The organism is Streptomyces sp. NPDC002623, assembly GCF_053592635.1.
Genome location: NZ_JBSFWB010000018.1, coordinates 104,372 through 125,713, shown reverse-complemented (window position 1 = coordinate 125,713; position 21,342 = coordinate 104,372). Strand labels below are relative to the sequence as shown.

General features: G+C 69.5%; 18 protein-coding genes. 12 read left to right on the top strand and 6 right to left on the bottom strand.

The features are described from left to right. Window positions 1-4 precede the first annotated feature (4 nt). The 8 genes from ACWD4O_RS29800 (at window position 5) to ACWD4O_RS29765 (ending at window position 9,124) form a co-directional block, all read left to right on the top strand. Window positions 5-1,342, top strand: a complete 1,338-nt coding sequence (locus ACWD4O_RS29800; RefSeq protein ID WP_451284515.1) for an ABC transporter substrate-binding protein — start codon at window positions 5-7, stop codon at window positions 1,340-1,342. A 105-nt stretch (window positions 1,343-1,447) separates the two neighbouring features. After that, window positions 1,448-2,245, top strand: a complete 798-nt coding sequence (locus tag ACWD4O_RS29795; RefSeq protein ID WP_451284513.1) for a rhamnogalacturonan acetylesterase — start codon at window positions 1,448-1,450, stop codon at window positions 2,243-2,245. Between the two features lie 88 nt (window positions 2,246-2,333). Beyond that, window positions 2,334-3,668 carry a pectate lyase family protein gene (locus tag ACWD4O_RS29790; protein WP_451284512.1) on the top strand — a complete coding sequence of 445 codons (1,335 nt, stop codon included), beginning with the start codon at window positions 2,334-2,336 and terminating at the stop codon, window positions 3,666-3,668. Window positions 3,669-3,746: 78 nt separating this feature from the next. After that, window positions 3,747-4,865: a pectinesterase family protein gene (locus ACWD4O_RS29785; RefSeq protein WP_451284510.1), complete on the top strand. Its 1,119-nt coding sequence runs from the start codon at window positions 3,747-3,749 to the stop codon at window positions 4,863-4,865. 1 nt (window position 4,866) lies between these two features. After that, window positions 4,867-5,901, top strand: coding sequence for a pectinesterase family protein (locus tag ACWD4O_RS29780; protein WP_451284508.1), 1,035 nt, complete (start codon window positions 4,867-4,869; stop codon window positions 5,899-5,901). Further along, window positions 5,888-7,063: a dienelactone hydrolase family protein gene (locus ACWD4O_RS29775; protein ID WP_451284506.1), complete on the top strand. Its 1,176-nt coding sequence runs from the start codon at window positions 5,888-5,890 to the stop codon at window positions 7,061-7,063. The genes ACWD4O_RS29780 and ACWD4O_RS29775 overlap by 14 nt, the downstream gene beginning before the upstream one ends. Before the next feature lie 38 nt (window positions 7,064-7,101). Further along, window positions 7,102-8,217, top strand: coding sequence for a right-handed parallel beta-helix repeat-containing protein (locus ACWD4O_RS29770; RefSeq protein WP_451284504.1), 1,116 nt, complete (start codon window positions 7,102-7,104; stop codon window positions 8,215-8,217). Between the two features lie 109 nt (window positions 8,218-8,326). Next, entirely contained in the window at window positions 8,327-9,124 is a 798-nt protein-coding gene (locus ACWD4O_RS29765; protein ID WP_451284502.1) for an HAD family acid phosphatase, read from the top strand. Here the strand turns inward: ACWD4O_RS29765 and ACWD4O_RS29760 are convergent. Further along, the gene (locus ACWD4O_RS29760; protein ID WP_451284500.1) at window positions 9,117-11,351 is read right to left on the bottom strand and encodes a family 43 glycosylhydrolase; all 2,235 of its coding nucleotides are present in this window, start codon (window positions 11,349-11,351) and stop codon (window positions 9,117-9,119) included. The two genes, ACWD4O_RS29765 and ACWD4O_RS29760, sit on opposite strands and share 8 nt — an antisense overlap. A 278-nt stretch (window positions 11,352-11,629) precedes the next feature. Here ACWD4O_RS29760 and ACWD4O_RS29755 point away from each other — a divergent pair, with 278 nt between their 5' ends. After that, the gene (locus ACWD4O_RS29755) at window positions 11,630-12,784 is read left to right on the top strand and encodes a right-handed parallel beta-helix repeat-containing protein (RefSeq protein ID WP_451284498.1); all 1,155 of its coding nucleotides are present in this window, start codon (window positions 11,630-11,632) and stop codon (window positions 12,782-12,784) included. Between the two features lie 66 nt (window positions 12,785-12,850). Here the strand turns inward: ACWD4O_RS29755 and ACWD4O_RS29750 are convergent, their stop codons facing one another. Further along, window positions 12,851-13,732 (bottom strand): anti-sigma factor, encoded by an 882-nt coding sequence (locus ACWD4O_RS29750; protein ID WP_451284496.1) that lies wholly within the window; start codon window positions 13,730-13,732, stop codon window positions 12,851-12,853. After that, window positions 13,729-14,292, bottom strand: a complete 564-nt coding sequence (locus tag ACWD4O_RS29745; protein WP_351908427.1) for a SigE family RNA polymerase sigma factor — start codon at window positions 14,290-14,292, stop codon at window positions 13,729-13,731. The genes ACWD4O_RS29750 and ACWD4O_RS29745 overlap by 4 nt, the downstream gene beginning before the upstream one ends. Before the next feature lie 257 nt (window positions 14,293-14,549). On the opposite strand from ACWD4O_RS29745, the gene ACWD4O_RS29740 reads away from it, so the two are divergent. Beyond that, window positions 14,550-16,001, top strand: coding sequence for an NCS2 family permease (locus tag ACWD4O_RS29740; RefSeq protein ID WP_451284494.1), 1,452 nt, complete (start codon window positions 14,550-14,552; stop codon window positions 15,999-16,001). A 69-nt stretch (window positions 16,002-16,070) separates the two neighbouring features. Here the strand turns inward: ACWD4O_RS29740 and ACWD4O_RS29735 are convergent, their stop codons facing one another. The 3 genes from ACWD4O_RS29735 to ACWD4O_RS29725 form a co-directional block, all read right to left on the bottom strand. Beyond that, window positions 16,071-17,525 carry a peptidoglycan D,D-transpeptidase FtsI family protein gene (locus tag ACWD4O_RS29735; RefSeq protein ID WP_451284492.1) on the bottom strand — a complete coding sequence of 485 codons (1,455 nt, stop codon included), beginning with the start codon at window positions 17,523-17,525 and terminating at the stop codon, window positions 16,071-16,073. A gap of 141 nt (window positions 17,526-17,666) precedes the next feature. Then, window positions 17,667-18,137, bottom strand: a complete 471-nt coding sequence (locus ACWD4O_RS29730) for a GNAT family N-acetyltransferase (RefSeq protein ID WP_451284490.1) — start codon at window positions 18,135-18,137, stop codon at window positions 17,667-17,669. Between the two features lie 3 nt (window positions 18,138-18,140). Then, a complete protein-coding gene (locus tag ACWD4O_RS29725) occupies window positions 18,141-18,914 on the bottom strand; it encodes an IclR family transcriptional regulator (protein WP_033283195.1) in 774 nt (257 codons plus the stop codon). A 123-nt stretch (window positions 18,915-19,037) separates the two neighbouring features. On the opposite strand from ACWD4O_RS29725, the gene ACWD4O_RS29720 reads away from it, so the two are divergent. Continuing rightward, entirely contained in the window at window positions 19,038-20,567 is a 1,530-nt protein-coding gene (locus ACWD4O_RS29720; RefSeq protein WP_451284488.1) for an aldehyde dehydrogenase (NADP(+)), read from the top strand. A 123-nt stretch (window positions 20,568-20,690) separates the two neighbouring features. Beyond that, complete coding sequence (locus ACWD4O_RS29715; protein WP_451284486.1) at window positions 20,691-21,299, top strand: DUF1349 domain-containing protein; 609 nt, start codon at window positions 20,691-20,693, stop codon at window positions 21,297-21,299. The last annotated feature ends 43 nt before the right edge of the window (window positions 21,300-21,342 follow it).

Here is a 21,342-nt window from a genome sequence, read left to right as displayed (position 1 = left end):
TCACATGAAGAGCAGCATCCGCAGAAGCAGGCGCGCCGCCCTGGCCGTCGCCCTGGGCTCCGTGCTCGCGCTGACCGCCACCGCCTGCGGCGACGACGGCAGCGGCGCGGCGGGGGACAAGGGAGGCGACGGCTCGGGCAAGGGCGAGATCACCTTCTGGGACAACAACGGCGGTGTCCGTACCGATGTCTGGAAGGAGATCATCGCCGACTTCGAGAAGGCGAACCCGGACATCAAGGTGAAGTACGTCGGTGTGCCCTCCGACAGCGTCCAGTCCAAGTACGACACCGCCATCCAGGGCGGCGGGCTGCCCGACGTCGGCGGCGTGGGCACCGCCATGCTCGCCGAGATCGCCGCGCAGGGCGCCCTCGAACCGCTGGACAGCCGGATCGCGAAGAGCCCGCTGAACAGCCAGCTCAACGCCAAGTTCCTCGACGGCGTCAAGGCGGCCGGCGTCGACGGCAAGACGTACACCGTGCCGACCTCCGCGAACAACGGCACGCTCTGGTACCGGACCGACCTGTTCCAGGCGGCGGGGCTGGACGCGCCGACGACCTGGACGAAGTTCTACGCGGCCGCCGACAAGCTGACGGACAAGGACAAGAACGCGTTCGGGTACACCATCCGCGGCGGCGCCGGATCCATCGCCCAGGCGCTGGACGCCACCTACGGGCAGAGCGGCATCACCGCGTTCTGGAACGGCGACAAGACCACGCTCAACGACCCCAAGAACGTGGCCGCGCTGGAGAAGTACGTCGGCCTGTACAAGAAGGACACACCGGCCGCCGACGTCAACAACGACTTCACCAAGATGGTCGCCCAGTGGGACTCCGGCACCATCGGCATGCTGAGCCACAACCTCGGCTCCTACGGCGATCACCAGAAGGCGCTGGCCGGCAAGTTCAAGGGCATTCCCGCGCCGACGCAGGACGACGGCACGCGCGTGCAGGTCTCCAACCCGGTCGACGGACTCGGGCTGTTCAAGTCCGGCAAGAACAAGGCGGCCGCCTGGAAGTTCATCGAGTTCGCCGCGTCGCACGAGTCGAACAGCAAGTGGAACAAGACGGCGGGCCAGGTGCCGGCGAACCTCGAGGCGGCGCAGGACAGCTGGGTGCAGGAGTCCGAGGCGACGAAGCTGGCCGCCGACGCACTGGCGGGCACCACCACCAAGATCGTGCAGCTGCCCTACTACCTGCCCGACTGGAACACGATCTCGAAGGCCGACAACGAGCCGAACTTCCAGAAGGTGCTGCTCGGGAAGATGAGCGCGAAGGACTTTCTGGACACGGTGGCCGAGCAGTTGAACACGGCGCAGGCCGACTGGAAGAAGAACCACGCGTAGTCGCACGGCTTCGATCGCGGGGGACTGCGGGTCCGTTGTGGCCGGTCGCGCAGTTCCCCGCGCCCCCAGGGAATTCACCGAACCCTTGTCGAGAGGTGCATCCTCGTGTCTCTTACCCGCAGGCAGGTCACCTCGGCGGCGCTTGCCGCCCTCCCTCTCGGTGCGGTCGCCGCCGCACCTGCCCGGGCCGGCGCCGGCCGGCCCCGCACGCTCTACATCGCCGGTGACTCCACCGCCGCCCAGAAGTACGCCGACGCCGCGCCCGAGACCGGGTGGGGCATGGCGCTGCCCTTCTTCCTCCAGGCGGACCGGCCCGTCGCCAACCATGCCGTGAACGGGCGCAGTTCCAAGAGCTTCGTCGACGAAGGCCGGCTCGACGCCGTCCTCGCGGCCGTCCGCCCGGGGGACTTCCTGCTGATCCAGTTCGCGCACAACGACGAGAAGACCACCGACCCGACCCGCTACACCGAGCCCTGGACGACGTACCAGGACTATCTGCGCCTGTACATCGGCGGCGCCCGTGCGAAGGGCGCGCGGCCGGTGCTCGCCACGCCCGTCGAGCGGCGCAGGTTCGACGCGGACGGGAACGCCCTGCCGACGCACGGCGAGTACCCCGCCGCGATGCGCGCGCTCGCCGCGGCGGAACGGGTGGCGCTGCTGGACGTCCAGGCGCTTTCCCTCGCGCTGTGGCAGGAGCTCGGGGTCGAGGAGACCAAGACGTACTTCAACTGGACGGCGACCGAGCAGGACAACACGCACTTCAATCCGCCGGGCGCGATCGCCGTGGCGCGGCTCGTCGCGCGGGAGTTGCTGCGGACCCGGGTGCTCGCGCCGTGTGACGTCCGCCGGCTGCACGAGGAGATCCCCACGTCCTGGATCAGCTGGCCCGAGTCGCTGTCGTAGCTGTCGTAACCGCTTTCGCAGTCGCTTTCGTAACCGCTTTCACAACCGTTCGCGCAACCGCTCTCGCAGCAAAGAGGAGACCCGCACAGTGCGTACACAGGTATGTCATGGACGCGTCATTGGTGCGCTGGTGGGGTGCACCGCGCTGGTGCTGCCCGTCACCGGCACGGCGTCCGCCGCCCAGGCGGAATCCACCTCCCGCTCCGCCACCCGCGACCTCGGCCGACAGGTCCTCGCCGCGAACGACGGCTGGGCCTCGTACGGGACCGGGACCACGGGCGGATCGGCCGCCGACGCCGACCACGTCTACACCGTCACCACCTGGGCCGAGTTCAAGGCGGCCCTCGCCGCCGGGGGCTCGACACCGAAGATCATCAAGGTCAAGGGCGTCATCGACGCCGTCGCGGAAGGGTGTGACGCCTTCGCCGCAACCGGTTACGACTTCGACGCCTACCTCGCCAGGTACTCGCCCGAGGCCTGGGGCCTGGACACGGACCTCAGTGCCGAGCCCGACGACAGCCCGGAGGGCCTGCGGCGCGCCTCCGCCGCCGCCCAGGACAAGGCCATCAAGGCGAACATCCCCGCCAACACCACCATCGTGGGCATCGGGCGGAACGCCGGGTTCAAGGGCGTCAGCCTGCAGATCAAGGCCGTCGACAACGTGATCGTCCGCAACCTTGCCTTCGAGTCGCCCATCGACTGCTTCCCGCAGTGGGACCCGACCGACGGCGACAAGGGCAACTGGAACTCCGAGTACGACACGGCCGTCGTCTACGGCTCCACGCATGTGTGGCTGGACCACAACACGTTCACCGACGGCTCGCACCCGGACAGCGCCGCGCCCACCTACTTCGGGATGCTCTACCAGCAGCACGACGGCGAGCTGGACATCGTGCGGGGCGCCGACTACGTAACCGCTTCCTGGAACGTCTTCACCGAGCACGACAAGACGATCCTCGTCGGCAACAGCGACAGCGAGTCGACGGCCGTCGGCGACCGAGGGCATCTGAAGGTGACCTTCCACCACAACCTGTTCTCGAACCTGGTCGAGCGCGCGCCCCGGGTCCGCTTCGGACAGGTCGACTCCTACAACAACCACTTCGTCGCGAACGGCGACTTCGCCTACAGCTTCGGCATCGGCAAGGAGTCCCGACTCGTCGCCGAGCACAACGCGTTCACGCTGCCGACCGGCGTCAGCGCGGCCAAGGTGCTGAAGCGGTGGAACGTGGCGCCGGTCACCGCCGCCGACAACTACGTCAACGGCACGCCCACCGACCTGATCGCCGTGCACAACGCGGAGATCCCCGCCGAGACCCTCGAGTCCGGCGCGGGCTGGACGCCGACCCTGCGCACCAAGGTCGACCCCGCCCGGTCGGTCCCCCGGATCGTCGACTGCGGCGCGGGCGCGGGACGCCTCGGCTGATCCCCGTCCCCCACGGCTGCCGGGGCGGCGCCTCGCTCCGCCCCGGCCCCCTCAGCACCGCCACCAAGGAGCACCCGCATGCATCCCGTTTCGAGAAGGCGGTTCCTCGCCGCGACCTCCGTCGCCGGCACGGCCGCCGCGCTCGGCCTCGCCGCACAGCCCGCGCGGGCCGCCGCCGGCAGACGCCCGTTCGGCCGCTACGGCTCACCGGCCGCCCGGCTCACCAGCCGGACCCTGTACGTCGACCCGCTGGGCCGGGGCGACCACACCTCCGTCCGGGACGCCGTCGCCGCCACCACCGGCAGCGGCTGGACCCTGGTCCTCGCCCCGGGCGTCTACCGGGAGACGGTCGCCCTCGACGTCACCCGCACCGAGGCCACCTGGATCGGCGCCGCCGAGAACGCAAAAGACGTAGTAATCGTCTACGACAACGCCGCCGGCACCCCCAAACCGGGCGGCGGCACCTACGGCACCACCGGGTCGGCCACCACGACCCTGCAGGCCGACGGCTTCACCGCCCGCTGGATCACCTTCGCCAACGACTGGCTGCGCGCCGACCACCCCGACATCTCCGGCACCCAGGCCGTCGCCGTCAAGATCCAGGGCGACCGCTCCGCGTTCCACCACTGCCGCTTCCTCGGCCACCAGGACACCCTGTACGCCGACTCCCGCGCCCTGACCGTCTTCGCCCGCCAGTACTTCGCGCACTGCCATGTCGAGGGCGACGTCGACTTCGTCTTCGGCCGGGCGACCGCGGTCTACGACGACTGCCACTTCCGCACCCTGAACCGCACCGACCTGGCGACCGCCCCGTACGGCTTCGTCTTCGCCCCCTCCACCGCGGGCGCCAACCCGCTCGGCTACCTGGTGACCCGCAGTCGGGTGAGCAGCGAAGCCCCCGACGCCCACTACAAGCTGGCCCGCCCCTGGGTGCCCAGCTCCGACACCACCGCCCGTCCCTCGCTCACCGTGCGGGACACCCGCCTCGGCCCCGGCATCGACGCGATCGCCCCCTACGCCAACATGTCGGACGCCTTCCCCTGGCAGAGCCAGCGCTTCGCCGAGTACCGCAACACCGGCCCCGGCGCGGTCGTCACCGTCCCCGAGAACCGACCCCAACTCACCCGAGAACAGGCCGAGTCGGCGAACCGCGAGACCTACCTCGGCGACTGGCGACCGTGGAAGGACACGTGCTGACATGCGCCGACGCACTCTTCTCACCAGCCTGGCCGGGGGGCTGATCGCCGCCGGCGCGACCCCCGCCCTCGCCACCGGATCCCGCCGTGTCCTGCACGTCCGCCCCGGTGACTCCCTCCAGACGGCCGTCGACGCGGTGACCGGCCCCGGCTGGACGATCGTCGTCCACCCGGGCACCTACCGCGAGGTCGTCGACATCCCCGCCGACAAAGGCGAGTTGACCCTGCGCGGGGCCGGCCGCGACGCACGCGCCGCCGTCCTCGTGTACGACAACGCCAACGGGACGCAGAAACCCGACGGTTCGGGCACCTACGGCACCGCGGGCTCCGCCACCTTCACCTCCGCCGCGCCCGGACTCACCGTCCGCGACCTCACCCTCGCCAACGACTGGCTGCGCGCCGACCACCCCGAGATCACCGGCACCCAGGCCGTGGCCGCCCATGTCACCGGCGACCGCACGCACTTCGAGAACGTCCGCCTCCTCGCCCACCAGGACACCCTCTTCGCGGACACCACCGCACTGGACGCCTTCGACCGGCAGTACTTCCACCGCTGCTACATCGAGGGCGACGTCGACTTCGTCTTCGGGCGGGGCCGTACGGTCTTCGACGCCTGCCACTTCCACACGCTCCAGCGGGACGTGACCTTCACCCCCAAGGGCATGGTCTTCGCCCCGGCCACCGCCCGGGCCAACCCCTACGGGTTCCTCGCCCTGCGCGGCCGGATCACCTCCGGCGCCGAGGACGCCGCGTACAAGATCGCCCGGCCCTGGGTGCCGTCGTACGAGACGACCGCCTGGCCCTCGCTGGTCCTGCGGGACACCTGGATCGGCCCCGGGATCGACGCCGTAACCCCTTACGTCAACATGCGCGACGCCTACCCCTGGCAGACCATGCGGTTCAGGGAGTACGCCAACTCCGGGCCGGGCGCGGTGACAACGGTTCCCGAAAACCGTCCGCAACTGACCGCCGAAGAGGCGGCCACGCACACCCGGCGCACCTATCTCGGGAACTGGCAGCCCTATGGCCGCCCATGACCCGGCGGCGCTGGGGCGGCGAGCGTTCGTGGCGGGGACCGGGGCCGCCCTGCTGGCGGGAGGAGCGACCGCCTCGCCCGCGCAGGCCGCCGTCGTGGACGGTCCGTTGCCCGACTTCCACCCGGCGCTCAAGGCCGCGCTGACCTTCCCCCTGGCCTGGGGGAACTCCCCGATCCGCGACTTCCGCGCCTGGCGCCGGGCTGCCCGCGCCAAGGTCGAGGAACTGCTGATCGTCGGCAGGGCGGACCCGGACCGGACCCCGTACGCCCCCGAGTTCAGCGGCCGACAGCAACAGGACGGCTACACCGGGGAGTTGGTGACGCTCTCCCTCACCCACCACGAACGCGTCCGCGCCGTGCTCCTCACCCCGGACGGCCCCGGCCCGTTCCCGGCCGTGCTCCTGCTGCACGACCACGGGGCGAAGTTCGACATCGGGAAGGAGAAGCTGGTCCGGCCCTGGTACGACGACACCCGGCTCGCCTCGGCGCAAGGCTGGTCGCAGCGGTACTTCAGCGGACGGTTCGTCGGCGACGAGCTGGCCCGGCGCGGATATGTCGTGCTCTGCGCGGACGCCCTCGGCTGGGGCGACCGCGGCCCCCTCGGCTACGACCAACAGCAGGCCCTCGCCTCCAACTTCTACAACCTCGGCTCCTCGCTCGCCGGACTCATGGCCCGCGAGGACGCCCGCGCCGCCGGATTCCTGGCCGGCCTCGACCGGGTCGACCCGGGCAGGGTCGCGGCCGTCGGATTCTCCATGGGCGCCTTCCGCGCCTGGCAGACGGCCGCGCTCAGCGACGACGTCGCGGCCGCGGCGGCCGTCTGCTGGATGACCGGCCTCAAGGAAATGATGACGCCCGGCAACAACACCCTGCGCGGGCAGTCCTCGTACTACCTGCTCCACCCGGGGCTTCCCCGGTTCCTCGACTTCCCCGACGTGGCGAGCATCGCCGCACCCAGGCCGATGCTGTTCTTCGACGGCGGACTCGATCCGCTGTTCCCCGCCGACGGTGTACGGGTGGCCCACGACAAGCTGCGGGCCGTCTGGAAATCGCGCCACGCCGAGGGGCGGTTGCAGCTGAAGACCTGGCCCGACCTCGGCCATGTCTTCGTCGACCGCATGCAGGACGAGGTCTTCACCTGGCTCGACTCCGTCCTGTTGTGAACCACCCTCCCCACCCGTACGAGAAAGGACCGCACTCCATGTCTCGTCGTACCGCTCTCAGCGCCCTCGCCGCCCTCACCCTGGGCGCCGGACTCGCCGTCGTCCTGCCCACCCAGGCGCAGGCCGCCACCGTGGTCGTCAGTAACTCGACCGACCTCTCCAACGCCATCAAGAACGCCACCGCAGGCACCGTCATCCAGGTCCGCGCGGGCACCTACTACCCGACGGCCACCCTCCAGTCCACGGCCAACGGCACCTCCTCCGCGCCGATCACGCTCACCGCGTACGGCTCGGAGACGGTGAAGATCGACGGCTCGTCGCTCCCCGACGGCGACTGGATCTTCAAGCTGACCGCCGACTACTGGAACGTCTCCAACATGACCTTCCAGAACTCCCCGGACAGCGCGGTCGTCTGCCAGTCCTGCACCGGCACCAACTGGAACAACATCAAGACCATCAACGGCGGCGACTCCGGTTTCACCCTCACCGGAGACGGGACCGTGAACAACACGGTCAAGAACATCGACTCCTACGGCCACTACGACGCCGCGAACCACGGCGAGAACGCCGACGGCATCGCCGTGAAGTACGGCTCCGGCTCCGGCAACCTGATCACCGGCGCCCGCCTCTACAACAACTCGGACGACGGACTGGACTTCTGGTCCTTCTCGTCGCCCGTCACCGTCGAGCACACCTGGGCCATGGGCAACGGCGTCAACCGCTGGTCGGACTCGGCCTTCGCGGGCGACGGCAACGGCTACAAGCTGGGCGGCGACGGCGAGGTCGTCGCGCACGTCATCAACAACTCGGCCGCCTGGGGCAACGCAGGAAACGGTTTCACCGAGAACTCCAACACCGGTGCGATCGTCATCAACCGCACCACCGCCTACGCCAACAGCAAGTGGGGCTACTACTTCGCCACCGGCTCCGCGAAGCTCGGCAAGAACCTGGCGGTGAGCAACGGCGGCGGCTCGGTCAGCAAGGGTTCGAGCGTGACCTCGGCCGGCAACAACTGGGACTCCGGCATCGCGACACCGTCCTTCATCTCCACGGACGCGTCGACGACGTACAACGCCCGCAGTTCCAGCGGCACCCTGCCGACGACGAGCTTCCTCAAGACGGGCTCGACGACCATCGGCGCCACGATGGACTGACCAGTCGTCCACCCACCGGGGCGCTTGACCCGATTTTTGCCTGCGAAGGAGGTATCGATCAGGCAACGGGTCTCGCGCCCACCGGGGTGACGCGCGTAGAACCTCTGTCATGCATAAGCCACTGCGTATCGCGGCCCTGGCCGCCGCGTGTGTCGTCGCCGGTGCCGGCCTCTACGGCGCCGGCGCGGCCACGGCCGGCCAGTCCACCGCGAACAGCACCCACGAGCCCTACAACATCGGGCTCCTGGTCAAGGACATCGACACCTACTACGGCACCACGCTCGACGCCGACGGCGTCTACCAGGCGTCCACGAGCAGCCAGTACGCCAAGGACCTGGCGAAGCTCGACGCGGCCGCCAGGAAGCAGATCGACAAGGCGGCCCGCAAGGCGCTGAAGAAGGGTGACAAGCCCGCGGTCGTCTTCGACATCGACGACACGCTGCTGCTCAGCCTCGACTACGAGAAGAAGACCAACTACACGTACAACGCCACCACTTGGGCCGACTACGTGAACAAGGCCGACCGCCCGGGCGTCTTCGGCAGCGCTGAACTGGTCCGGTACGCCGAGGCCAAGGGCGTCGAGGTCTTCTACAACTCGGGCCTGTCCGAGGCGCAGCGCTCCGCGGCCGTCGCGAACCTGAAGAAGATCGGCGCCGATGTGAACCTCGACGCCGACCACGTGTTCCTCAAGGACAAGGCCAACCCGCCGTCCTACCTCAGCGCCTGCGCCACGCCGGGCACCTGGACCTGCACGACCGTGCAGTACAAGTCCGGCACCCGCAAGCACATCGAGCAGGACCTCGGGTACGACATCGTCGCCAACTTCGGTGACCAGTACTCGGACCTCGAGGGCGGCTACGCCGACAAGACGTACAAGCTCCCGAACCCGACGTACTTCGTCAGCTAGGGCCTGTCCGGCCGGACAGGCCCTGGTTCTTCCTGGCCGGCCTGATCCCCTCCAGGGTCGGCACCACCGGCAGAATCGATCCGTCGGCCGCGAACTCCATGCGGTCGACGGTCGTCTCGCGGTGCATGCCGTCCCCGCCCGCCCTGCCGGGCCCGTTCAGGGCGAACCGGTGGTAGACGATGTACCAGTCGTCGGTGCCCGGCGTGTTCACCACGGAGTGGTGGCCGGTGGCGAGGATGCCGTACTCGGGACGCTTGGACAGGATCGTCCCCTTCTCGGTCCACGGGCCGAGCGGGGACGGTCCCGTCGCGTAGGCGACGTGGTAGTTCTCGCTGCGGGTGTCGTCCTCGGACCACATGAAGTAGTACGTGCCGTTCCGCTCGATCACGAAGGAACCCTCGCGGAAGTTCTCCGGGGTGATGTCCTGCACCTTCGTCGGGTCGAACGACACCATGTCGTCGTTGAGCGGCGCGACGTATCCGTGCCCGTTGCCCCAGTACAGATACGCCTGCCCGTCGTCGTCCGTGAAGACCGCCGGGTCGATCATCTGGCCGCTCCAGGCACCGCCCTTCGCCACCAGCGGCCTGCCCAGAGCGTCCTTGAAGGGACCGGCGGGGGAGTCCGCCACCGCGACGCCGATCTGCTGCTCGGCGCAGAAGTAGAAGTAGTACCTGCCGTCGCGCTCGGCGATCGCCGGGGCCCACGCGTACGTGTCCGCCCACGACACGTCCGGACCGAGGTCCAGGATGACGCCGTGGTCCTTCCAGTGGACCAGGTCCTTCGACGAGTACGCCGTGAACTGCGTCCCGCCCCAGCCCTGGAAGCCGTCCGTCGTGGGGTAGATCCAGTACTCGCCGTTCAGATGGTGCACGTCAGGGTCGGCATTCAGCCCTGGCAGGACGGGACTTCCGGTCCGAACCGCCTCCACCGTCCAGGTGCGCCTGGTGCCGTCGGCGGACGTCACGGTGTACGTCTGCGGCGTGCGGAAGTCGCGGCGGGTACCGGACCCGGGGCTCACCGAGGCGCCCTCGCCGACCCACAGCTGCGGGGCCAGCCGCGAGAGATCCGTCTCGGGCCGCATCGGCAGGACGACCTTCGAGGCGGCCTCGGTGACGACCGCGTACCCCTTCTGGCCCTTCGCCGTGGCGTCCACGACCGACGTCGGGGTGCTCGGGTAGGCGGCCAGCAGCCGGTCGTACTCGGACTGTGTGACCGGAAGCACCGTGCCGTGGCGGGGACTTGCGGGCAACTGGTAGTCGCTCGACATGGTCCAGCGGCCCGAGTCGAGGTCGGTCGTCTCGAAGGGGACGTAGCCGCGGCCGCCGTACTCGTCGATGAACAGGTACCACTTCTCCTCGGTGTTGGACTTGAAGACCGTCGGCCCCTCGCCCCGGCTGATCGAGCCGCTGCCGATGCAGTCCGCGACGAAGTCGTACCGCGTCGAGGTGAGGCTCGTCGACTTCTCTCCGGTGATGAACTTGGAGCAGGGGGAGCTGGAGGTCGGGTCCCGCTCGTCCTTCGTGTAGCGGTAGTAACTGCCCTTGTGCTTCACGACCGTCGAGTCGATGACCGAGTAGCCAGGGTCGTCCCAGACCTTCGGCGCGCTGAAGGCACGGAAGTCCTTCGTCGTCGCGTACAGCATCTTGTTGTACGTCGAGCCGGTGTGCTCGGGGTCGTCGTCGGCGTACAGCTTGGACGCCCAGAAGACGACGTACTCGCCCAGGCTGTCGTCCCAATAGGCCTCCGGGGCCCAGGTGTTGCCCGCGTTGTCGGGGGCCACCTGCACCAGCCGCCGGTCGGTCCAGTGGACCAGGTCGGTCGACTCCCAGATCATGATCGACTTGCTGCCGTGGCGCTGGACGTGGTCCCAGTCGCCGCTGCTGTACCGGTACATCCTGAGGTCGGTGGCGATGAGGAAGAACTTGTCGCCCTCGGGGGAGCGGATCACGAACGGGTCGCGCAGGCCCTTCTCGCCGACGGTCGAGGTCAGGACCGGGCTGCCGCCGTTCAACTCCCGCCAGTGCAACGGGTCGTTGCCCCGGCTGAGCGCGTAGCGGATCTGCTCGCCGTCGGCCGTTCCCTCGCCGGTGAAGTAGGTGAAGAGATAGCCGGCGTACTTCGGGTGGGTCACGGGCGGGGCTCCGGTGGTCGCGGTGCTGGGCGGGGCGGTGAGGAAGGTGAGGAACAGTGCCAGGAGCAGTGTGCGGACGATACCCAGGCGGCGCATGACACATCCTGTGTGAGTGTGGGGGTTTCCGGGTGTTTCCGGGGTGTTCCAGGGTTTCTCTTGGTTGTTTCTGTGGGGTGTGGTGCCTTCGGAGTGTCACCAGTGGGAGACGGGGCGTCAATCGGTGGGGGCAGGGCGGGACGGGAGCGAAAGTTTCGATCTCTTTCGCCGGGCGCGGCAACCCATTCCCGGCCCGGCGGCGACTGGTGTGCGGAAACGGGCCGGGGCGGCCCCTCCGGCCCGTTTCCTCCCGACCCCCTCAGCGAAAGGAACGCCCCGTGCGCTTGAGCACCGGACGCCACCGCAGAACGCGCACCCTGTCGATCGCCGCCGCGGTGGCCGTCTCCGCAGGGGCGGGCGGCGTCTACCTCGGTCTGTCCAACGGCGGCGCGGAGGCCGCCTCTTCGACGGTCACGGTGTCCACCACCGCGCAGCTGGAGTCGGCCGTCAAGAACGCGACGGCCGGCACCGTCATCCAGGTCCGCGCCGGCACGTACTATCCGACGGCCACCCTCAAGTCGACGGCCGGCGGCACCGGTTCGGCCCGCATCACCCTTCAGGCCTACGGCAGCGAGAAGGTGAAGATCGACGGCTCCAGACTGCCCGCCGGCTCCTGGCTCGCCGGGATCTACGGCAGCTACTGGACCGTCCAGAACCTGACCTTCCAGTCCTCCCCGGCTCAGGGATTCGTGGTCACCTCGTCGACCGGCGGCATCTTCAAGAACCTCGTCACCGCGAACAACGGAGACTCCGGGTTCACGCTCCGCGGCGACAACACGGTCGGCAACCTCGTGCAGAACCTGGACAGTTACGGCAACTACGACGCCGCCGGGCACGGGCAGAACGCCGACGGCATCGCCGTCAAGTTCGGCTCCGGGACAGGCAACCGGATCACGGGCGCGCGCCTCTACAACAACTCGGACGACGGGCTCGACCTGTGGCAGTTCTCCACCTCGGTCACCATCGACCACTCGTGGGCCTTCGGCAACGGGAAGAACCGGTGGAGCGACAGCGCGTTCGAGGGGAACGGCAACGGCTTCAAGCTGGGCGGCGGGGGAGTCGCGGTGGCTCACACCGTCAACAACAACGCGGCCTGGGACAACACGCTGAACGGGTTCACCGAGAACTCCAACACCGGGGCGATCGTCCTCAACCGCAACACCGCGTACGCCAACGCGGAGGCGGGCTTCTACTTCGCCACGGGCAAGGCCCGGCTGGCCCGGAACCTTGCGGTCGGCAACAAGGGCGGGTTGTCCAAGCTGGGGTCGGCAACGGTCTCCGCGGCCAACAACTGGGACGGCGGGGTGTCGACGCCGGCGTTCACGTCGACGGACGCGACGTCCGCGTACGCCTCGCGGCAGGCGGACGGTTCGTTGCCGGCAACGGTGTTTCTGACCACCGGGTCCACCGTTGTCGGGTCCACCATGAACTGATCGTCGTGTTCGGGGCGCGGGTTGTGCGTGGCTGGTCGCGCAGTTCCCCGCGCCCCTGAGGGCGCGCTAGGAGTCGCCCTCGTCGCTCTCGTGGGAGGCGAAGTCGCCGCCCACGGAACCCTGTTGCTTGTCCGACGCGCCGGTGACCGCGTACGTGTCGTCCTTCGCGTCGCGCCCGCCGCGGTCGTGGTCGTACTGCCCGGCGAACACCCACTCGCCCACGGGGACCGTACGGCCCTCCTTGAGCACCCAGGTGTAGACCAGGAAGCCGTCCCGCTCGGCCACCGTGAACGTGAAGTCGCCCTCGGGCGGTGAGCGCCAGGCGCCGGCCGACGAGACGCCGCCGGTCTGCGCGACCTTCAACTGCACGGTGAGCTCGGTGAGCACCTCGGACGACTTCAGCGTGATGTTGCTCTGCGCCCAGAAGTCGTTGCTGTGCGGGTCGACCGAGCCGTCCGACCACAGCGGGCCGTCCTCCTCGTCGCTGGTGTCCGGCAGCAGTGCGGCCGCGGGCGCGGAGGGCGTCGCGGCGGAGCTCTTCGGCGCGGAGGTGCTCGGCTGCACCGGGTCCTTCGCGCCCGTGCCGGCACTCGGGGTGGCCTTCGGCGAGGCCTGCGGGCGGCTCGTCGCGTCCGGGGACTCCACCGGCGGCGAGGAGACGGAGACCGTCTGCTGCGCCGGGGCGGTGTCGTCCTTCACCGCGGAGGCCACCGCGTAGCCGCCGATCGCCAGCATGCCCGCGACCGCCGCCGTGGCGCCGACGATCCGCGTCCAGCCCCACAGCGCCGGGCGGGTCGCCCGGTGATCGAACCGGTCCTGCCCCTGTGCCTGCCCCGCCATGCCGCGCTCGACCCGGGCCAGGATGCGCGCCCGGTCGGGCTCGTGCGCCTCGGCCGCCTCGTGCAGCCGGGCGCGCAGTTCGTCGTGCACGTCCCGCTGCATCGTCATCGGTCCCTTCCTCCGGTCTGACCGGTGCGTACCATCGCAGGCACCTTGAGCGGAGTTCCCTTGGCGCCGAGCAGCTTCTGCAACTCGGCCATCCCCTTCGAGGTCTGGCTCTTCACCGTACCCACCGAGACCCCCAGGGCGAGCGCGGTGTCCTTCTCCGAGAGGTCGAAGGCGTGCCGGAGCACCACACAGGCCCGTTTGCGGAACGGAAGTCTACGCAGCGCGGACTGTACGTCCACCACGCCCGCGACGTCGGGGTTCTCCGTCTTCTCCTCGCGCTGCGACCAGAACAGCGCGATCCTGCGGCGCTCACGGACGGCGCTGCGGATGCGGGTGCGGGCGAGGTTGGCGACGACACCGCGGGCGTACGCCACCGGATGGTCGGCCGCCCGTACCCGGTCCCAGCGGTTCCACAGCGCGAGGAGCGCATCCGCCGCCAGATCGTCGGCGGCGTCGGCCTCACCGGTCAGCAGATGGGCGAGCCGGGACAGTTCGGCGTAGTGGCGGTCGAAGAAGGCATGGAATTCCACGGAGGCGGCGTCGTCGACGACTGTGCCCACGGGTGACCTCTTCTCGCGTGACTGTGCATGTCATGTGGATGACCTGCGGACTTCCCGGGGAGGAGCCGGGCGGGATCCGGAAGCGTAGCAGTGATCCAACTCCTGGATTGGTACGGGGGTTCGAACATCATGTGGCCTCGGGAAGCTGCGCGGGGGCCCGATTCCGTAACACGGCGAAAACCTGAAGACGGTTCAACAAGGGAACAATCCAGCCAGCATCCGCACACAGATCATCCAGGCACCTAGGAGTACCAGCCATGTCCGAGACGAAGAAGGCGGCCGACCGGCCGACTGCCTCGCCACCTGCGGTGAACAGCGTCGACCGGTTCTTCCGGATCTCCGAGCGGGGATCCACCTTCGGCCGGGAGATACGCGGCGGTTTCGCCACGTTCTTCACCATGGCCTACATCCTTGTCCTGAACCCCATCATCCTGGGCAGCGCCAAGGACAAGTTCGGGCACCAGCTCGACGCCGTCCAACTCACCACCGCCACCGCCCTGGTGGCCGCGGTCATGACGATCATCATGGGCGTCGCCGGCAACCTGCCCCTCGCGCTCGCCGCGGGCCTCGGCCTCAACGCGGTCGTCGCCTTCCAGATCGCCCCGCTGATGAGCTGGGACGACGCGATGGGTCTCATCGTGCTGGAGGGTCTGCTGATCTGTGTGCTGGTGGTGACCGGTCTGCGCGAGGCCGTCATGCACGCCATCCCGCAGGCGCTGAAGCAGGCGATCAGCGTCGGCATCGGCCTGTTCATCGCCTTCATCGGCTTCGTCGACGCCGGTTTCGTCACCCGTATCCCCGACGTCGCGGGCACTACCGTCCCCGTGCAGCTCGGCGGCACCGGCACCCTCTCGGGCTGGCCGGTCCTGGTCTTCTGCCTCGGCGTGCTGCTGACCGTCGGCCTGCTCGCCCGCAAGGTCAAGGGCGCGATCCTGATCAGCATCGTCACCATGACGGTGCTCGCGATCGTCATCAACTCGATCGCCGACATCAAGTCCTGGGGCCTGACGACGCCGTCCTGGCCGGACAAGATCGTCGACACCCCGGACTTCGGGCTCCTCGGCCACTTCAGCCTGTTCGGCGCGTTCGGCGAGGCCGGCGCCGTCACCGTCGTCCTGCTGGTCTTCACGCTCGTGCTGTCCGACTTCTTCGACACCATGGGCACCGTCGTCGGCATCAGCGCGGAGGCCGGACTCCTCGACGACAAGGGGCAGGTGCCCAACCTCGGCCGCGTGCTGCTCATCGACGGCGCGGCGGCGGTCGCGGGCGGCGCGGCCTCCTCGTCCTCCGCGACCTCCTACATCGAGTCGGCGGCCGGCGTCGGCGAGGGTTCGCGCACCGGCTTCTCCAACCTGGTCACCGGCGGTCTCTTCGCCCTCGCCCTGTTCCTGACGCCGATCCTCACCATCGTCCCGCTGCAGGCGGCCGCCCCGGCCCTGGTCGCCGTCGGCTTCCTGATGATGACCCAGGTCAAGAACATCGACTGGGACAAGTACGAGATCGCCATCCCGGCGTTCCTGACCATCGCCGTGATGCCGTTCACGTACTCGATCACCAACGGCATCGGCGCGGGCTTCGTCGCGTACGTCCTCATCAAGACGGTGCTCGGCAAGGCGAAGGACGTGCACTGGCTGTTGTGGGGGGCTTCGGCGCTGTTCGTCGTGTACTTCGCGATCGACCCGATCGAGCAGGTGCTGGGCGTGAAGTAATACGGTTCGCTGCGCGACCAGCTCGGGTTTGTTGTGGCTGGTCGCGCAGTTCCTCGCTCCCCTAGGGGGTTACTTGAGCGCTGCTTGCATCATGGCCTTCGCCACCGGGGCCGCCAGGCCGTTACCGCTGACCTCGGAGCGGGCCGCGTCCGACTGCTCGACCACGACCGCCACGGCGACCTGCTTGTCGGAGGAGTCGGACTTCCCGTACGACGTGAACCAGGCGTACGGCGCCTTGCTGTTGTTCTCGCCGTTCTGGGCCGTGCCCGTCTTCCCGCCGACGGTGACGCCGTCGATGATCGCGTTCGTGCCCGTGCCCTTCTCGACGACCGTCTGCATCGCCGACTGCAACTGCTCGGCGGTGGAGGAGCTCACGATCTGCGTGGTCGACGCCTCGTCGTCGTAGTCCGTCAGGACGTCGCCGCTGCCGTTGGTGATCTGCGAGACCATGTGCGGCGAGACCAGCTTGCCGCCGTTGGCTATGGCGGCCGACACCATCGCCATCTGCAGCGGGGTCGCCGTCACGTCGAACTGGCCGATGCCGGTCAGGGCCGTGGACGACTCGTCCATGTCGGACGGGTACACGCTCGGGTACGCGCGCACCGGCACGTCCTGGCTCTCGTCGTTGAAGCCGAACTTCTCGGCCATCGCCTTGACCTTGTCCTGCCCGAGCTCGACGGCCATGTGCGCGAACACGTTGTTGCAGGAGTACTGGAGCGCGACCCGGATCGTGGCGTTCTCGCAGGGCGCGGACGTGTTCTCGTTCGCCAGGACCGTCCGCGTGCCCGGCAGGGTGTACGGGTCCTCGCTGTCGGTCTTCTCGTCCACCGACGAGTACAGCCCGTCCTCCAGCGCGGCCGCCGCCACCACCAGCTTGAACGTCGAGCCCGGGGCCAGCGGCTGGCGCAGCGCCCGGTTGGTGAGCGGCTTGTCGGAGTCCGCGTTCAGCGACTTCCAGGCCGTCCCGGCGGTGTTGGCGTCGGTGAGCGACGAGGGGTCGTACGACGGCGTCGACACGACCGCGAGAATCTGGCCGGTCGTCGGGTCGATCGCGACGGCCGCGCCCTTCTTGTCCCCGAGCGCGTCGTACGCGGCCTTCTGCACGTCCGGATCGATCGTGGTGATCACGTTGCCCGGATCGGCCCGCTGGTTCGTGACCGTGTCCAGCACGGTCTTCAGCCGGGTGTCCGTGCCGTTGAGCAGGTCCGCGTAGATGCCCTCCAGCTGGGTCGGGGCGTAGCTCTGCGAGGCGTAACCCGTCACCGCCGCGTACAGCTCGCCGTCCGTGTACGTGCGCTTGTATCTGAGGTCGCCGCTGGTCGTGGCGGCCGAGCCGGTGACCGCCTTTCCGGCCACGATGATGTTCCCCAGCGGCTCCGAGTACGTCTCGATCGCGTTGCGCCGGTTGTCTGTGTCGTCCGCGAGCGCCTGTGCCTCGTAGAACTGCACCCAGGTCGCCCGGAGCAGCAGGGCGAACACCAGGAGCAGCGCGAAGACCGAGGCGCGCCTGATCGTCTTGTTCATTGCGAACAGAAAGACGAACGGGCGGGAACAGTTCGTTCCCGCCCGCCCGTTTTCTCATCGTCCGTTCATGTGCGGCCGGTTCGGCCACGGCCGGGTTCGGCGGCTACCGGTTCGGCTGCTACCGGTTCGGCCGCGGCCGGTTCAGGTCTCCAGCCGGAGCACGATCTCCTCGATCTCCGCGCCGCGCGCGTTCGCGAATCCGGCGGCCCGGGCGGTGGGCCGGAAGCCGCACTTCTCCAGGACGCGCAGCGAACCGGCGTTGTCGGCGGCCGCCCGCGCGAACAGCGGACGCTCCGGGACCTCGGCGAGCAGGGCCGACAGTGCGGCCGTGGCGATGCCCTGGCCCCAGTACGCCCGGTCCACCCAGTACGTCACCTCGCGCTCGCCCGGCTCCCCGTACACCGCCGTGCTGCCGACGACGTCCCCGTCGGCCAGGATCGTGCGCAGCACGGCGGACGAGGCGCGGATCTTCTCCCAGTGGGCGTCGAAGGCGTCCCGGTCGGCCGGGTCCTTCGGGGTGAAGGCGGCCATCCGCACGGCCTCGGGGTCGTTCTGCTGGCGGTAGAACACCGGCAGGTCGCTGTCGTGTACTCGACGCAGATCGATCAGCATGCCTCAGAGCCTACGGGTCGCCAGTGTCAGCCGGTCGCGTGCGTCGAACAGGGCGTCCTTGACCATCTGTTCGTGCGCCGGCGTGAGCCGTGCGACCGGCACCGAGCAGCTGATCGCGTCCCGGGCCGGCGTGCGGTACGGGATCGCCACACCGAAGCAGCGCAGGCCCAGGGTGTTCTCCTCGCGGTCCACCGCGAAGCCCTGCTCACGGACCTGGTGCAGCTCCTCGATGAGCTTCTCCCGGTCGGTGATCGTGTGCTCGGTCAGCGCCGGCAGCGTCTCCGGGAGCATCTTGCGGACCTGCTCGTCGGAGTACGTGCTCAGCAGCGCCTTGCCGAGGGAGGTGGAGTGCGCGGGGAGCCGGCGGCCGACCCGGGTGAAGGGACGCAGGTAGTGCTGGGACTGGCGGGTGGCGAGGTAGACGACGTTCGTGCCGTCGAGCCGTGCCAGGTGGATCGTCTCCGTCGTGTCGTCCGAGAGCCGGTCCAGGGTCGGCCGGGCCGCCGCGACCACCTCGTCGCCGTCGATGTACGACGTGCCGACGAGCAGTGCCCGTACGCCGATGCCGTACCGCGTGCCCGTCGCGTCCGTCTCGACCCAGCCGAGCTCCACCAGCGTGCGCAGCAACATGTAGAGACTGGACTTCGGATATCCGACGGCCTCCTGGACCGACGCGAGGGAATGCATTCCGGGGCGGCCGGCGAAGTATTCCAGCAGCTCAACCGTCCGCACTGCGGACTTGACCTGCGCTCCGCCCCCCGTCTCGCCAGCCGACATCGCCCTTGACCCCTTCGTTCGACGGGAAATACGCTCCGACAGCATATTCATCATCAGAGACAGCGTTCAGTATATCGAACGACCCTGGTGAATGAGCCAGTACCAAACGTGGAGGGACCCGCGGTGGCAGCAGCACCAGTCTGGAGTGTCGACCCCCGAACCGGGAAGCAGCGTGAACAGGTTGCGGTGGAGGCAACGGCCCAGGAGGTCGACACCGTGGTCCGCGCCGCGCACGAAGCGCGCGCCTCTCTCGCCGACCGCACCGTCCGCGCCGCCTTCCTGCGCTCCGCCGCCGACCGGCTGCAGACGGCCAAGGACACGCTCGTCGAGGTGGCCGACGCGGAGACCGCGCTCGGCCCGGTCCGGCTGAACGGCGAGCTCGCCCGCACCTGCTACCAGCTGCGCGCGTTCGCCGACATCGTCGACGAGGGCGCCTTCCTCGACGTCGTCATCAACCACCCGGACGGCGCCGCCACCCCGCCCATCCCCGATCTGCGCCGCTACAAGGTGCCGCTCGGCGTGGTCGCCGTGTACTCGGCGTCCAACTTCCCCTTCGCCTTCTCCGTCGCGGGCGGCGACACCGCGAGCGCGCTGGCGGCCGGCAACCCGGTCGTCGTCAAGTCCCACCCCGACCACCCGGCGCTGTCCGAGCTGGTCGCCAAGGTGCTGCGCACGGCGGCCGCCGAGCACGGCATCCCGGAGAGCGTGCTCGGCCTGGTGCACGGCTTCGAGGCCGGCGTCGAGCTGATCAAGCACCCGCTGGTCGCCGCGGCCGGCTTCACCGGCTCGATCCGGGGCGGCCGCGCGCTGTTCGACGCGGCGGCGGCCCGCCCGGCGCCGATCCCGTTCCACGGCGAGCTGGGCTCGCTGAACCCCGTCGTGGTGACCGAGGCGGCCGCCGTCGAGCGCGCCGAGGACATCGGCGCCGGACTCGCCGGGTCCATGACGATGGGCGTCGGCCAGTTCTGCGTCAAGCCGGGCCTGGTGCTCGTGCCCTCCGGCGCGGCCGGCGACGGCCTGGTCAAGTCGCTGACGGACGCGGTCAGCGACACCGACGCGGGCGTGCTGCTCGACCACCGGATGCGGGACAACTTCATCGCCGGGGTCGCCGAGCGCGCGGAGCTGGCCGACGTGGAGTCGCCGGTGACGCCCGGCGCGGGCGGCGAGCACACCGTCAGCGCGGGGTTCCTGACCGTGCCCGCGGCCCGGCTCACCGCCGAGGGCGCGCACGACCTGCTGCTGGAGGAGTGCTTCGGGCCGGTCACCGTGGTGGCCCGCTACGAGGACGAGGGTGAGGTCAAGGCGGTGCTCTCGCGGCTGCCGGGCAACCTCACGGCGACCGTTCAGCTGTCCGAGGGGGAGGCCGCCGGCCAGGGACGGGGGGCGGAGATCCTCGCGGAGCTCACCCCGCTGGCCGGGCGGGTGCTGGTCAACGGGTGGCCCACGGGCGTCGCGGTGGCGCCGGCCCAGCACCACGGCGGGCCGTACCCGGCCACGACGTCGACGTCCACGTCGGTGGGCGGTACGGCGATCGAGCGGTGGCTGCGGCCGGTCGCGTACCAGAACACGCCTGCCGCGCTGCTGCCGGTGGAGCTCCGGGACGAGAACGAGCTGGGGCTTCCGCGGCGGTTCGACGGGCGCCTCGAGCGGTAGCGCCGGCTTTGCGGGGGCGCCGTTGGGGTGCGGTTGTTCGCGGGCTGCGGGCCGGTGGGGGCCGGTCGCGCAGTTCCCCGCGCCCCCAAGAGAGTGGGCCTCCTCCCCCTGGATAATCAGTACATGGACGTCACGCTGCCCGAACTGCCTTTCCCCCTCCGTACCTATGGGCCCGACGGGCACTGGTCCCACGAGGGCGGGGTGTTGACCGGGTGGGCCGGGCCGCGGCAGGACCGGTTCGTGCCGCCCACCGGGGAGGCGCTGGACCCCGCCGCCGACGCGCCCCGGCTGCTCGGCGCGCCCGAGGGGGACTTCCAGTTGATCGCCCGCGTCACCGTGGGGTTCAACTGGGCGTTCGACGCGGGGGCGTTGTACGTCCAGGTCGGCGAGCGAGCCTGGGCCAAGCTGTGTCTGGAGTACTCCCCGGATGTGGCGACCGTCTGCACGGTGGTCACCCGGGGGCACTCCGACGATGCCAACTCCTTCACCGTGGAAGGGAGTTCGGTCTGGCTGCGGGTGAGCCGCACCGGTCGCGCCTTCGCCTTCCACGCCTCCCGGGACGGCAAGCGCTGGACCTTCGTGCGGCTGTTCACGCTCGGTGACGAGAAGGAGACCGGCGCCGCCCTGGTCGGCTTCATGACGCAGTCGCCGATGGGGGAGGGGTGCGTCGTGACCTACGACCACCTCGAGTTCCGGACCGACTGGCCGGACGATCTGAGGGACGGCAGCTGAGGGAATGAAACCGGCTGATTGAAGGTTCACTCAGCGGGCGGAG